The organism is Winogradskyella sp. HaHa_3_26 (assembly GCF_019278425.1).
GTDB classification, from domain to species: domain Bacteria; phylum Bacteroidota; class Bacteroidia; order Flavobacteriales; family Flavobacteriaceae; genus Winogradskyella; species Winogradskyella undariae.
In genome coordinates this window covers 3033982-3047712 of sequence record NZ_CP058981.1, presented here as the reverse complement: position 1 = coordinate 3047712, position 13731 = coordinate 3033982, and the positions used below count along the sequence as shown (strand labels likewise).

At 32.8% G+C, this 13731-nt stretch carries 10 protein-coding genes; 4 read left to right on the top strand and 6 right to left on the bottom strand.

What is annotated here, in order from left to right; all coding sequences use genetic code 11:
- Window positions 1-24: 24 nt before the first annotated feature.
- On the top strand, window positions 25-2505 hold the full coding sequence (locus H0I32_RS13135) for a M14 metallopeptidase family protein (protein ID WP_179313848.1): 2481 nt from the start codon (window positions 25-27) through the stop codon (window positions 2503-2505).
- Between the two features lie 148 nt (window positions 2506-2653).
- A complete protein-coding gene (locus tag H0I32_RS13130; protein WP_179313847.1) occupies window positions 2654-5494 on the top strand; it encodes a M16 family metallopeptidase in 2841 nt (946 codons plus the stop codon).
- Between the two features lie 285 nt (window positions 5495-5779).
- Here H0I32_RS13130 and rimO read toward each other — a convergent pair whose 3' ends face one another.
- Complete coding sequence (gene rimO / locus H0I32_RS13125; protein ID WP_179313846.1) at window positions 5780-7084, bottom strand: 30S ribosomal protein S12 methylthiotransferase RimO; 1305 nt, start codon at window positions 7082-7084, stop codon at window positions 5780-5782.
- 117 nt (window positions 7085-7201) lie between these two features.
- Between rimO and H0I32_RS13120 the strand changes: the two genes are divergently transcribed.
- Window positions 7202-8281, top strand: a complete 1080-nt coding sequence (locus H0I32_RS13120) for a serine hydrolase domain-containing protein (RefSeq protein ID WP_179313845.1) — start codon at window positions 7202-7204, stop codon at window positions 8279-8281.
- A gap of 88 nt (window positions 8282-8369) precedes the next feature.
- On the top strand, window positions 8370-10553 hold the full coding sequence (locus H0I32_RS13115) for a T9SS type B sorting domain-containing protein (protein WP_179313844.1): 2184 nt from the start codon (window positions 8370-8372) through the stop codon (window positions 10551-10553).
- Between the two features lie 39 nt (window positions 10554-10592).
- On the opposite strand, the gene ftsY is transcribed toward H0I32_RS13115, so the two are convergent.
- From ftsY to H0I32_RS13090, 5 genes are all read right to left on the bottom strand, one after another.
- Window positions 10593-11567, bottom strand: a complete 975-nt coding sequence (gene ftsY, locus H0I32_RS13110) for a signal recognition particle-docking protein FtsY (RefSeq protein ID WP_179313843.1) — start codon at window positions 11565-11567, stop codon at window positions 10593-10595.
- Window positions 11568-11761: 194 nt separating this feature from the next.
- Entirely contained in the window at window positions 11762-11914 is a 153-nt protein-coding gene (locus H0I32_RS13105) for a DUF4295 domain-containing protein (protein WP_173588131.1), read from the bottom strand.
- Window positions 11915-11920: 6 nt separating this feature from the next.
- Entirely contained in the window at window positions 11921-12103 is a 183-nt protein-coding gene (rpmG, locus tag H0I32_RS13100) for a 50S ribosomal protein L33 (protein ID WP_020896723.1), read from the bottom strand.
- 30 nt (window positions 12104-12133) lie between these two features.
- The gene (gene rpmB, locus H0I32_RS13095; protein ID WP_173588130.1) at window positions 12134-12370 is read right to left on the bottom strand and encodes a 50S ribosomal protein L28; all 237 of its coding nucleotides are present in this window, start codon (window positions 12368-12370) and stop codon (window positions 12134-12136) included.
- A gap of 112 nt (window positions 12371-12482) precedes the next feature.
- The gene (locus H0I32_RS13090; protein WP_179313842.1) at window positions 12483-13730 is read right to left on the bottom strand and encodes a competence/damage-inducible protein A; all 1248 of its coding nucleotides are present in this window, start codon (window positions 13728-13730) and stop codon (window positions 12483-12485) included.
- Between the last annotated feature and the right edge of the window lies 1 nt (window position 13731).

Sequence of the window (13731 nt, the reverse complement as noted above, 5' to 3'; positions counted from 1 at the left end):
AGCTTCTAATTAAATATATGTTCAATGCAAAAATTTGTTACTACACTTATTGTAATTTTTAGCTTGCAAGCTACACTAATTGCACAAAAACTAGAATCACCAAGTGCGTTTTTAGGCTATGATATTGGCACACAATTTAGTCGAAATCATCAAGTTATTGATTATTTTAAATCCGTTGCCGAAGCACTTCCAAATGCAATAAAACTAGAACAATATGGTTTAACAAATGAGCGAAGAGGTTTGTATTTAGCTTATGTTTCTAGTGAAGAAAACATTAAAAACTTAGAAACTATCCGTGAAAATAATTTAAAAAACACGGGTTTATTAGTAGGAACACCAACAGAAACAGATATTGCTATCGTTTGGTTAAGTTATAATGTACACGGTAATGAAGCTTCGAGTTCTGAAGCGGCAATGCAAACCTTATACACGTTACTCTCTGAGCATAAAGATTTATTAAAAAATACGGTTGTTATTATTGATCCTTCGGTCAACCCTGATGGTCGTGATCGTTATGTAAACTGGTATAACGAAACAGCCAATCAGCCTTACGATATTGATGCACAAGGAAGCGAGCATAACGAACCTTGGCCTGGCGGACGACCAAATCACTACCTTTTTGATTTAAATAGAGACTGGGTTTGGGCCACACAAGTAGAAACACAACAACGTTTAGAGGTTTATAATAGATGGATGCCGCATGTACATGTCGATTTTCATGAGCAAGGCATTAATGAACCTTATTACTTTGCACCTGCCGCAGAACCTTTTCATGAAATTATTACCGATTGGCAACGTGATTTTCAAACTGAAATAGGACAAAATCATGCTAAATATTTTGATAAAGAAGGTTGGTTATTTTTCACAAGAGAACGTTTCGATTTATTTTACCCTAGTTACGGTGACACCTACCCAACATATATGGGAGCGATGGGAATGACTTATGAACAAGGTGGACATGGACGCGCTGGATTAGGAATTTTGAATGATGAAGGTCACGTTTTAACTTTAATAGAACGTTTAACTCACCATACTACTACAGGGATTTCAACAATTGAAATGGCTTCAAAAAATGCTAAAAAATTAAATACTGAATTTGGAAAATTCTTTAATAATTCTGATTTAAAATATAAGAGTTACGTTGTTAAAGGAAATGCAGACAAATTAAATAGCCTAAAAGCACTTTTAGTTAAGCATCAAATTAATTTCGAAAACCCTACCGTTTCTAAAGTATCGGGATATGATTACAGCACAGGGAAACAAGGAAAAATGAATGTGAACGCTGCTGCTTTAGTAGTACACAGTGATCAACCCAAAGGTAAAATGGTAAAGGTGTTGTTTGAACCAAATGCCAAACTTTCAGATTCTTTAACCTATGATATCACAGCTTGGTCATTACCTTATGCCTATGGATTAGATGCTATTGCAAGCACTTCTAAAATTCAAAGTGGGATAATTTCATCTCGAAAAGCACTTCAAGTCTTAAATGATGCTTATGGTTATGTTAGTAAATGGGATTCTATGGATGATGCTCAGTTTTTAGCTGAATTATTAAAAAATGATTTTAAAGTTCGGTTTACAGAAAAACCATTTACTTCAAAGGACACAAAATTTGAAAGTGGTTCATTAATCATCACAAAAGGAGACAATAAGCATATTAAAAACTTCGTTGAAAAATTAAATACTATTGCGCAAGCACAAGTACAACCATTAACGGAAATCAACTCTGGGTTTTCTCAAACAACACCAGATATTGGATCGCCAGATATTAAGTTAATCAATAAGCAAAAAGTTGCTGTACTTTCCGGTGAAGGCACATCGTCTTTAAATTACGGTGCTATATGGCATTTCTTTGAGCAACAACTACACTATCCATTAACTTCTATAAACACAGACGATTTAGGTAAAACTAATTTAGATAAATACAATGTATTAATCATTCCGAATGGAAATTACAGACAAGTTATCGATGAGAAGATCATGGAAAAACTAAAAGGTTGGGTACATTCTGGCGGAAAAGTTATCGCCATTGATGGTGCTTTACGAAGTTTTGCAGGTAAAGATGGTTTCAGCTTAAATTATAAAGATTCAGAAACCGACGAAAAGAAAGCTAACTTAACCTCTTATGCCGATCGCGAACGCGCATACAGTAATCATTTAATTACAGGTGCTATTTTTAATGCAAAAATAGATAATACACATCCTATGGGATTTGGTTATCCTGATCATTATTTTACGTTAAAACAAGGACGTAGCACCTATAGCTTATTAGAAAATGGTTATAATGTCGCTTACCTAAATGATACCAAAGTATACTCTGGTTTTGCAGGTCAAAATGCTTTGAAAAACTTAGATCAAACGCTTATTTTTGGTGAAGAACCTATGGGAAGCGGTAGTTTTATTTACATGGTAGATGACACACTATTTAGAAGTTTTTGGGAAAATGGAAAACTGTTTTTTGTGAATTCTATTTTTATGGTGAATAACAATGCTTATGAATTATAAATACAGTAATTCTAATAAAATTAAAATATTTAAAAGTTCTCGATACGATTTTCAGAAAAAGAAAATCACTCGAACTGACAGTTAAAAACAAGTATCCAATACCATAGAACTTAACACAATATAAAACAACACTTTAAACACATTATATATGAAACATGCTAAATCAACACTTCTAATTTTATTAATACTTTTCGCCGTTTGGTCTTGTAAAGAAAACGAAGAAAAAACAGAACCACAAGTAGAACAGGAAGCACAAGAATTTAAAGTCGATTATGAAAAATTCACTTTAGATAATGGCCTACAAGTCATTCTTCATGTTGACAAATCAGATCCTGTAGCCGCTGTAGCCTTAACAGCACATGTAGGTTCTGCACGTGAAAAAGCAGGAAGAACAGGTTTTGCTCATTTATTTGAACATTTACTATTCTTAGAATCTGAAAATCTTGGCAAAGGTGGTTTAGACCAAATGAGTGCTCGTATTGGTGGCTCTGGTGCTAATGGATCTACGAGTCGAGATCGTACTAATTATTTTCAAACCGTACCAAAAGATGCCTTAGAAAAAATGATTTGGGCAGAAGCAGATAAATTGGGTTACTTTATTAATACTGTAACAGATCCTGTTTTAGCAAAAGAAAAACAAGTGGTTAAAAACGAAAAACGTCAGCGTGTAGACAACCAACCTTATGGTTTTAATTCTAGTGTTATAAATAGTAATTTATACCCTGAAGGTCACCCTTACAGTTGGGAAGTTATTGGATCTTTAGAAGATTTACAAAATGCCACTTTAGAAGATGTTAAGGAGTTTTACAAACGTTGGTATGTACCAAATAACGTCACTTTAACCATTGCAGGAGATATTGATATTGCACAAACGAAAACTTGGGTAAAAAAGTATTTTGATGAAATCCCAAAAGGTGAAGACATCCTTGAGGTAAAAAAACAACCTGTAACTTTAACAGCGACAAAACAATTATACTACGAAGATAATTTTGCACGCTTACCAAGGTTAACGATGGCTTGGCCAGGGGTACCGGAATACGATAAGGATTCTTATGCCCTAAGTGTCCTGACAGATTATTTATCTAATGGAAAAAAAGCACCATTAAATAAAGTCTTAGTTGAAAAAGAAAAGCTTACCGATAATATACAATTTTATCAAAACAATGCTGAAATTGCTGGACAATTAATGCTGAGCGTTACTGCTTTTAATGCTACTCATTTAGATACTGTAGCTGCAGCGATAAAAGAAGGTTTAAAAGATTTTGAAACTCATGGTATTTCTGAAGCTGACTTAAATAGAATTAAAGCAGGACAAGAAACTGATTTTTACAGAGGACTCTCTAGTGTTTTAGGCAAAGGATTTCAGTTAGCTCAATATGAAATTTTTGCAGGTGATCCTGGTTTTATTAATCAAGATGTGCAACACATTTTAGCTGTAACCCCTGAAGATGTAATGCGTGTTTATAACACTTACATTAAAGGAAAGAATTTTATAGCAACGAGTATTGTACCTAAAGGACAAGGTAACCTAATTTTAGAAAATTCTGAATTAGCAAATATCGTTGAAGAAGAAATTATAGAAGGTGCTGAAGCTACTTTTGATGCTAGTATTGCGGCAGATTATGAAAAAACACCAAGTAGTTTTGATCGCTCTATAGAACCTGATTATGGAGAAAGTCCGGATTTAATAATTCCTAAAGTTTGGAAACAAGATTTAGCTTCTGGAATTAAAGTTTTCGGTATCGAAAATACAGAAGTTCCTTTAGTAGAATTTGAACTTGAAATAAAAGGAGGTTTACTGTTAGAACACATCGAAAAGGTTGGGGTTTCTAATCTTATGGCTAGATTGATGAGCAAGGGTACAAAAAACAAAACACCCGAAGCTTTAGAAAATGCTATTGAAAGTTTAGGTGCTCAAGTTTATAGTTACGCTACTGAAAATAGTGTTACTATCGCCGGGACTACTTTAGCCAAACATTTTGATGCCACTATGGACTTAGTAACGGAAATGTTATTAGAACCACGTTGGGATGAGGACGAATTTAATTTATTAAAACAAAGTACGATTAGTAGTATTCAACGTCAAAAAGCAAATCCTAATAGTATTGTATCTCATGAATTTGCTAAACAATTATATGGAGAAGACAATATTTTAGCTTACAATAATAATGGTACAGAAGCATCTGTAAACTCTATTACCATAGCAGATTTACAAAACTTCTACTCCGAAAAGTTAACGCCTCAATTGACAAACTTTCATGTGGTAGGTTCTATTTCAGAAACAGAAGTTGTTAATGCGTTACAAGCCATTAATAAAAATTGGGCATCAAAAGTTGTAACGATTCCAAAATTGCCTGAAGCAAAGTTTCCAGAAACTTCTAAAGTTTATTTTTATGATGTTCCTGGTGCTAAACAATCCGTTATAAAATTTGGTTACCCTTCACTAAAAGCTACTGACGCAGATTATTATGCTGCTTCTGTTATGAATTACCGCTTAGGAGGTGGTAGTTTTGCATCGCAATTAACACAAGAATTACGAGAAGGAAAAGGTTACACCTATGGTATTCGTTCTAGATTTGATGGCGATGCTTATAAAGGAGAATTCTCTATTAATAGTGGCGTACGTACAAACGTAACTTATGAATCTGCTGCTTTAGTAAAAGAAATTTTAGCAAATTATGGGACTAATTATACTGAAGATGATTTAGAAATCACAAAAGGTTACACTCTAAAAAGTAGTGCTCGTGCTTTTGAAACGTTAGATGCTAAATTAAGTATGCTAAGTAATATTAGTAATTTGGGTTATGCTGATGATTATGCTAAACAACGTGAAACTATTGTAAAAGACTTAAGCGTTGCTGATGTGCAAGCCTTGGTTAAAAAGTACATTACACCAAATAAAATGATTTATATAATTGTTGGTGATGCCAAAACACAATTAAGCAAGTTAAAGGCTTTAGGTTTTGGTGATGCTATATTACTTAATTAAGGAAGCTGAAATAAAACAAAAAATAGCATAGATAAAAGCATGTTAGCTCTATTGGTATATAGAATTAACATGCTTTTTTATTTTTATAAATTGACTCTCAATGAAAATTCATTTTAAGAACAATAAATCAGTTACATACAAAATAAAAGCTGATATACTAAACAAGCTATAACAAGACAAGCGAATAGCATTAATACTCTTATTTGATTTCTTTTAATAGTCCTCATAATAACAATCAATTTGATATTAATAAGACACTAATATTAATGTAAAGTCACATCATTATTAACTTAAAACTTCACCATATAGATCAAAGTCCTCAGCTTCAATGACTTTAATCGTTGCAAATTCACCTGTTTTTAAATACGTACTTGTTGCATCAATTAAAACTTCATTATCTACATCTGGAGAATCATATTCCGTTCTTCCAACAAAGTAATTTCCTTCTTTTCTATCGATAACCACTTTAAACTCTTTTCCTATTTTTGCTTGGTTCAATTCCCAAGAAATCTGAGATTGAATTTCCATAATTTCATTAACACGTTCCATTTTCACTTCTTCAGGAACATCATCTTCTAAATTAAAAGCATGTGTGTTTTCTTCATGAGAATACGTAAAACAACCTAAACGCTCAAAACGCATTTCCTTTACCCAATCTCTAAGCAATTCGAAATCGGCTTGCGTTTCACCAGGATAACCAACAATTAATGTGGTTCTAATAGTCATTTCAGGAACTTTAGCTCTAAAATCCTTTAATAACTTGGTTGTTTTAGCTTCTGTCGTTCCACGACGCATACTCTTTAAAATAGCATCTGAAATATGTTGTAATGGAATATCTAAATAATTACAAACCTTTGGCTCACGCTTCATCACATCTAACACATCCATTGGGAATCCCGTAGGGAATGCATAATGTAAACGAATCCACTCAATACCTTCAACTTTAACCAAGTTTTCAAGTAATTCTGCAAGATTTCTTTTCTTATAGATGTCTAAACCATAATATGTTAAATCTTGAGCAATAAGAATCAGTTCTTTAACACCATTTGCGGCTAACTTTTCTGCTTCAATCACTAAGTTTTCAATAGGCGTACTTTTATGCTTACCTCTCATTAACGGAATAGCACAAAAACTACAAGGTCTATCACAACCTTCTGCAATTTTTAAGTAAGCATAATTTTTTGGTGTCGTTGTTAAACGTTCCCCAATTAATTCATGCTTATAATCTGCACCAAGTGCTTTAAGTAAGCCTGGTAATTCTGTAGTACCAAAATACTGATCTACATTAGGGATTTCTTTCTGTAAATCTGGCTTATAACGCTCACTTAAACAACCGGTTACAAAAACTTTATCTACTTCTCCATCTTCTTTTTTCTGCATGTACTCCAAAATGGTGTTCACACTTTCCTCCTTAGCATTATTTATAAATCCACAAGTATTTATAACAACAACATTACCCTCTTCTTCATGTACAACGTCTTTACCGCTTGCTTTTAATTGTCCCATCAACACTTCGCTGTCGTAAACATTTTTACTACAACCTAATGTTATAACGTTGATTTTGTTCTTTTTAATGGTTTTTGTTCTCATGCTTTTTATAAATCAGTTGGCAAAGATACGTAATGATTTACGATAATCTATTTTTGATTGCTTTTCAATTAGTTTAAACTTTTTATTATTTTGTAAGTCTACAATAAAATATAGATTATGAAACATAAATTACTGATTGCATACTTATTGATTTTCTCACTATATTTCTCATGTACTTCTAAAAATGATTCTAGCACAGAAGAACCACAAAATGAAGAAGTCAGATACTTTCCTCCTATAAATTCAGAGATATGGGAAACCAAAACTACGGCTGAATTAAATTGGAACGAAGACCAATTATCACCTCTTTTAGATTTCTTAGAAGAAAAAAACACTAAAAGTTTTATAATACTTCATAATGGTAAAATAGTAATTGAAGCATATATGAATGGACACACTGATACTACACCTTGGTATTGGGCAAGTGCAGGTAAAACTTTAACTGCTGCTGTTACAGGTATTGCACAAGAAGAAGGTTTAATTGACATTAATAATAAGGTTTCTGATTATCTAGGTACAGGCTGGACAAGTGCTCCTTTAGAAAAAGAAAACTTAATCACTTCTAAAAATTTATTAGAAATGACTTCTGGGTTAGATGATAATTTGGGAGATGATGTTTCATCTTCTAATTTACAATATTTAGAAGATGTTGATCAACGTTGGGCTTACCATAATGCATATGTAAAACTTCAAGATGTTGTTTCTGCTGCTAGCCAAGACAGTTGGACTAATTATTTTAATACAAATTTAAAAACTAAAATTGGAATGTCTGGTGCTTGGATACAAACCGGTAGTTATAGCCTTTATTGGAGTACTACAAGAAGCATGGCTAGATTTGGCTTATTATCTTTAGCTAACGGAAAATGGGAAACAGAGCAAATCATTCCCGAACTTTATATGCACGAAGCAACTAACACATCTCAATCTATAAATGAAGCCTATGGCTATTTATGGTGGTTAAATGGTAAATCTTCATACCACTTACCACAAAGCCAATTTGAATTTCAAGGTGAATTAATCCCTAATGCACCTAGTGATACATTTGCTGCTTTAGGCAAAAATGATCAGAAAATCTATATCGTTCCTAGTAAAGATCTAGTTATAATTAGAATGGGAGAAGCTGCTGATGATGAAAATTTTGCTTTATCTAGTTTCGATAATAACTTATGGGAAAAAATTAATGCATTTATCGATTAATTAAGATCAAGTATAACGCAAGTTTTATGTAAAGAACACATCTAAAAGGTAACAACTAACCTAATAGATTGCTTTAAAACATATTGCTTTGCATAAAAAATATCAACTCCTCTTTTTTATAATTTTTTCTTATTCAATTAAATCTTACGCACAATTATGCGAAGGTAGTTTAGGTGATCCTGTTGTTGAAATAGATTTTGGATATGGATCAGCACGAGGTGATGCCTTAGATTCAAATATTACTGCATTTACTTACAGTAATTCAGGTGAATTAGACGAAGGCGAATACACTATTTCTAATACAACCAGTGGGTTAAAATCAAATGCATGGCATGTGACAAGTGATCATACAGGAAATTCAAATGGTTATATGATGGTAATTAATAGTGCTGTTATAGCTAATGAAGGTGTTTTTTACACTAAATCAATCACAGGACTTTGCTCTAATACAACCTACGAATTCTCAGCTTATGTAATGAATATTATGAATCCTTCTGTCGGTACAGATGAATACCATCCGGATGTTACATTTAGAATTAGTGATACTGCTGGTAATATATTAGGATCCTATAACACCGGTGATATTGCACAAACGACATCAGGAGTTTGGGTACAGTATGGATTCTTTTTTACATTAGATAATGATGAAGAGGTTATTATCACTATGCTAAACTCTGCACCAAGTGCAAATCCTGGAAATGATATTGCTTTAGATGATATTACTTTTAGACCTTGCGGACCTACAATTACCAATTCTATAGATGATGAAATCAATAGCTCTATTACCCTCTGTCAGAATGAATTAGTTAATTACACATTTCAATCAGAAGTTTCTTCTGGCTATTCAGATCCACAATACCAATGGCAATATTCCAATGACCTAGGAGAGAGTTGGATTGATATTACCGGAGAAATAACAACCGAATATACATTTACGGAAACCAGTAATTCTGGCACTTTTCTATATCGTTTAACCGTTGCTAATGGAACAAACATAAATTCAACTTCATGTAGAATTACTTCTGAAGATTATAATATTACAATTCTCGAAACACCTGAAACTCTAACAGGAGCCTCAGAACAAACATTTTGTACAACACAACAACCAACGGTAAATACTATTGAAGTCAACGGAGCAGCTATTTGGTATGATGAAGCTATTGATGGAAATATAATTCCTAACACAACGTATTTAATTGATGGAATAACTTATTACGGCGCTCAAGAAACCAATAATGGATGTGAAAGTGATCTAAGGTTTCCTGTATTAATCACTATACTATCACCTAGTTTAGTTGTAAACAATATTGAAACTCCTATTTGTGACACGGATAATGATTATGAAGAAAATGTAGATCTCACACTTTACGAAACTAATATTGTAAATTGTGAAGATTGTATTTTTAGTTATTTTGAAAATTTTTCGGATGCTGAAAACTACAATGACGAAAGTAGAATACTAGATCCTGAAAATTACAATTGGAATGAAGATACTCTTTTAATATATGCCAGAATAGACTCACCTGATCAATGCTATCAAATAGCTGAAATTATTTTATACTTAGAAGAAACACCAATCATAGAAATAGAAGATTCAGTAGGTATTTGTGCTGGTTATAATACAATAAGTATAGATGCCGGCTATGGTTTTAATAGCTATTTATGGTCTACAGGAGAAACTTCACAATCTATTATTGTTTCTGAAGAAAACTTAGGGCAATATTCTGTTACAGTTACTGAAGATTACCTTGACTATACTTGCGCTTCTACTAAGGAATTTGAAGTAATTTTGTCTAATACAGCAGTTATATCTCAAATTGACATTGATGATTGGTCAGATAATAACAATAGTATTACAGTACATCTATTTGATTTAAGTTTAGGGGACTATGAGTATTCTATAGACGGGATAACTTACCAAAACAGTAATAATTTCACAGGCTTAACACCCGGTGAATACAACGTTTATGTTAGAGATAAAAGAGGGTGTGGTATTACTGAAGAAGTTGTTTATGTATTAAACTACCCAAAATATTTTACACCGAATGGTGATGGAAATCACGACACATGGTTTATAGAAAACTCAACTTCAGAACCATCTTTAACCATAAAAATTTATAATAGATATGGGAAAATTCTAAAGATTTTAGATTCTAATTCAGTTTGGGATGGAAACTACAATGGTAACCCAATGCCAACTTCAGATTATTGGTTTGTAGCTACTAGGGAAAATGGCAGAAGCTATACTGGCCACTTTAGTTTAAAACGATAAAATAAAAAAGCCAATCTAAATTTAGATTGGCTTTTTTTATTATTTAAAGAAAGAGTCGACAAATTCATATTTATTAAAGACTTGCAAATCTTCAATACCTTCACCTACTCCAATATATTTTACAGGAATTTTAAATTGATCACTAATACCAATTACAACACCACCTTTTGCTGTTCCGTCTAATTTTGTTACCGCTAATGACGTTACTTCAGTTGCAGCTGTAAATTGCTTAGCTTGCTCAAAAGCATTTTGTCCTGTAGAACCATCTAATACTAATAACACATCGTGTGGTGAGTTAGGAACAACTTTTTGCATTACACGTTTTACTTTGGTTAACTCATTCATTAAGTTAATCTTATTATGTAAACGTCCTGCAGTATCAATAATAATAACATCGGCTTGTTGGTTAACACCAGATTGTAAAGCATCAAAAGCAACAGAAGCAGGATCTGACCCCATTTCTTGTCTTACCATTGGTACATCTACACGATCTGCCCAAACTTGTAACTGATCTATGGCTGCAGCTCTAAAAGTATCAGCTGCACCAAGTACAACTTTTAAACCTTTCTTTTTAAACTGATAGGCTAACTTACCAATAGTTGTTGTTTTGCCAACACCATTAACACCAACCACCATAAGAACGTAAGGTGTTTTAGAACCATCTGCTTGTTTAGGTAATTCAGGAATTGTGTATTCTGTTTCTTCACCAGATTTAGTTTCTGATAATAAAGCAGCAATCTCTTCTCTTAAAATTTTATTAAGCTCAGAAGTCCCTAAATATTTATCTTGTGCTACACGTTCTTCAATACGTGTAATCACTTTTAATGTGGTCTCTACACCAACATCGCTAGTTACCAAAATTTCTTCAAGATTATCTAAGACATCATCATCTACTTTAGATTTTCCTGCAACAGCCTTGTTCAGTTTAGTAAAAAAAGAAGTTTTAGATTTCTCTAAACCTTTATCTAAGGTTTCTTTCTTTTCGGAAGAGAATATTTTTTTAAAAAAACTCATTGTATGATTCTATTTAAACAAGACTTAAACAGAGATTGTTGTATTCTCTAAATAGTATTGTTATTCAATTTTATAACAAACAATAATCTTGCCTATAACAATTTACTGCTAAGTTGTCAGACCTTTTCAAATATAAGCATAAAAAAACTGCTTTCTAATGAAAGCAGTTTTATAAATCTATATGTAAATAAAGATTATTTTTTGTTTAAAAAGTCACTGACAAATTCTGGTGCCATTACTGATTCTACAAACATGTAAGCTCCAGTTTTTGGTGATTTTACCATTTTTATCGCTTTTGTCAAACGCTTTGATCCTGTCTGTAAAGACGCTACTGATTTCTTTGCCATGGTTTCTTATTTTATCTCTTTATGAACTGTCATACGCTTAAGGATAGGATTAAATTTCTTAATCTCCATACGATCTGGCGTATTCTTTTTATTTTTCGTTGTAATGTATCTAGATGTTCCTGGTTGTCCAGAAGTTTTGTGCTCTGTGCACTCTAAGATCACTTGTATTCTATTTCCTCTTTTTGCCATTGTAAATCGACTTAAGCGTAAAAAACGCTATTATTTATAAAATCCTTTTGCTCTAGCTTCTTTCAACATCGCTTCGATACCAATTTTATTGATAGTCTTTAACGCTGATGTAGAAACTTTTAATGTTACCCACTTATCTTCTTCAGGAATATAAAAACGTTTCTTAATCAAGTTTGCATCAAACTTGCGTTTAGTTTTATTCATTGCGTGAGAAACATTGTTTCCAACCATCGCTTTCTTCCCAGTAAGTTCACAAACTCTTGACATTGTATTCTTTCTTTAGGTGTATTATTATTTATGTTTATCTAAACATCCTCACATAGGATATTTTAAACAAGGGTGCAAATTTAATAAAACTTTACGTTTCAGCAAACTTAAATCACTTCTTTTTTAAAATTTCTTTTTGAAGCATGCTAAAAGCCTTATTTGTAGCACGTCCAATCACGTTTTCACGATGCTTTCCAAAGTTAAAAACTTCGGATATTACTTCATCTTTAGTTGCAACAGCAATCCAAACAGTACCAACTTCGGCTTCTGAATCTCCTTTTGACGGACCTGCATTACCTGTTGTACTTATAGCATAATCACTATCAAATAATGCTCTTACATTTGTAGCCATAGCTTCTGCTACTTCTTTACTCACTACCGAATGCTTATCTATAATAGCTTCGGGAATTCCTAAAATTTTCACTTTAGATTCCGTCGCATAAGGTACTAAACCTCCTTTAAAAAAAGCTGAAGCACCAGCATTTGCTGTAAATGACTGAGATATTAAGCCTCCTGTACAACTTTCGGCAACGGCTAATGTTTTTCTCATTTCGGAAAGACGTCTCCCAATTAAAGCTTCAAGAGATTGATCTTCTTCATACCCAACAAACACATCTTCAATCTGAGGCAATAACAAATTAACTTGTCTTTGAACCTCGTCACCCACAATAATTTGATCTGTTCCTTTTGCGGATAAACGCAAACGCACACGTCCTAAACTTGGCAAATAAGCTAGTTTTATAAAGCTAGGTAAATTATCTTCCCACTCCTCAATACGTTCTGCTAATGCACTTTCACCAAGACCATAAGTCAATATCGTTTTGTGCATTATATATGGAAAACTGAATTGCGCTCGTAATTTAGGAATAACTTGCTCTGTAATTAACGCTTTCATCTCAAAAGGTACTCCCGGTAGTGAAACAAATACTTTTCCGTTTTTCTCTAACCACATTCCTGGAGCTGTTCCGTTATGATTCATCAATACCTTAGATTTAGAGGGCACTAATGCTTGATGCTTATTAACGGTTAATAAGGGGGATTTATGATTTGAAAATATGCGTTCCACATTCTCTAGAACGGCTTTATCTTCAACTAAAACATCATCAAAGTATTCGCAAATGGTATGCTTAGTAATATCGTCTTTTGTTGGTCCTAATCCACCTGTAATAATAATGATATCCGCATTACCTTCAGCTTCTTTTAAAGCTTTAAGGATATGAGATTTATCATCTTGTACCGATGTAATCTGGTAGATTGAAATTCCTATTTTATTAAATTCTTTTCCTAAAAATGCTGAATTTGTATCAACAATTTGTCCAATTAGAATTTCATCTCCAATTGTAATTATTTCTGCTTGCATT

Coding starts and splice junctions, on each gene's coding strand:
- H0I32_RS13135 (WP_179313848.1), top strand. CDS start 25: ATGCAAAAATTTGTTACTACACTTATTGTAATTTTTAGCTTGCAAGCT.
- H0I32_RS13130 (WP_179313847.1), top strand. CDS start 2,654: ATGAAACATGCTAAATCAACACTTCTAATTTTATTAATACTTTTCGCC.
- rimO (WP_179313846.1), bottom strand. CDS start 7,084: ATGAGAACAAAAACCATTAAAAAGAACAAAATCAACGTTATAACATTA.
- H0I32_RS13120 (WP_179313845.1), top strand. CDS start 7,202: ATGAAACATAAATTACTGATTGCATACTTATTGATTTTCTCACTATAT.
- ftsY (WP_179313843.1), bottom strand. CDS start 11,567: ATGAGTTTTTTTAAAAAAATATTCTCTTCCGAAAAGAAAGAAACCTTA.
- H0I32_RS13105 (WP_173588131.1), bottom strand. CDS start 11,914: ATGGCAAAGAAATCAGTAGCGTCTTTACAGACAGGATCAAAGCGTTTG.
- rpmG (WP_020896723.1), bottom strand. CDS start 12,103: ATGGCAAAAAGAGGAAATAGAATACAAGTGATCTTAGAGTGCACAGAG.
- rpmB (WP_173588130.1), bottom strand. CDS start 12,370: ATGTCAAGAGTTTGTGAACTTACTGGGAAGAAAGCGATGGTTGGAAAC.
- H0I32_RS13090 (WP_179313842.1), bottom strand. CDS start 13,730: ATGCAAGCAGAAATAATTACAATTGGAGATGAAATTCTAATTGGACAA.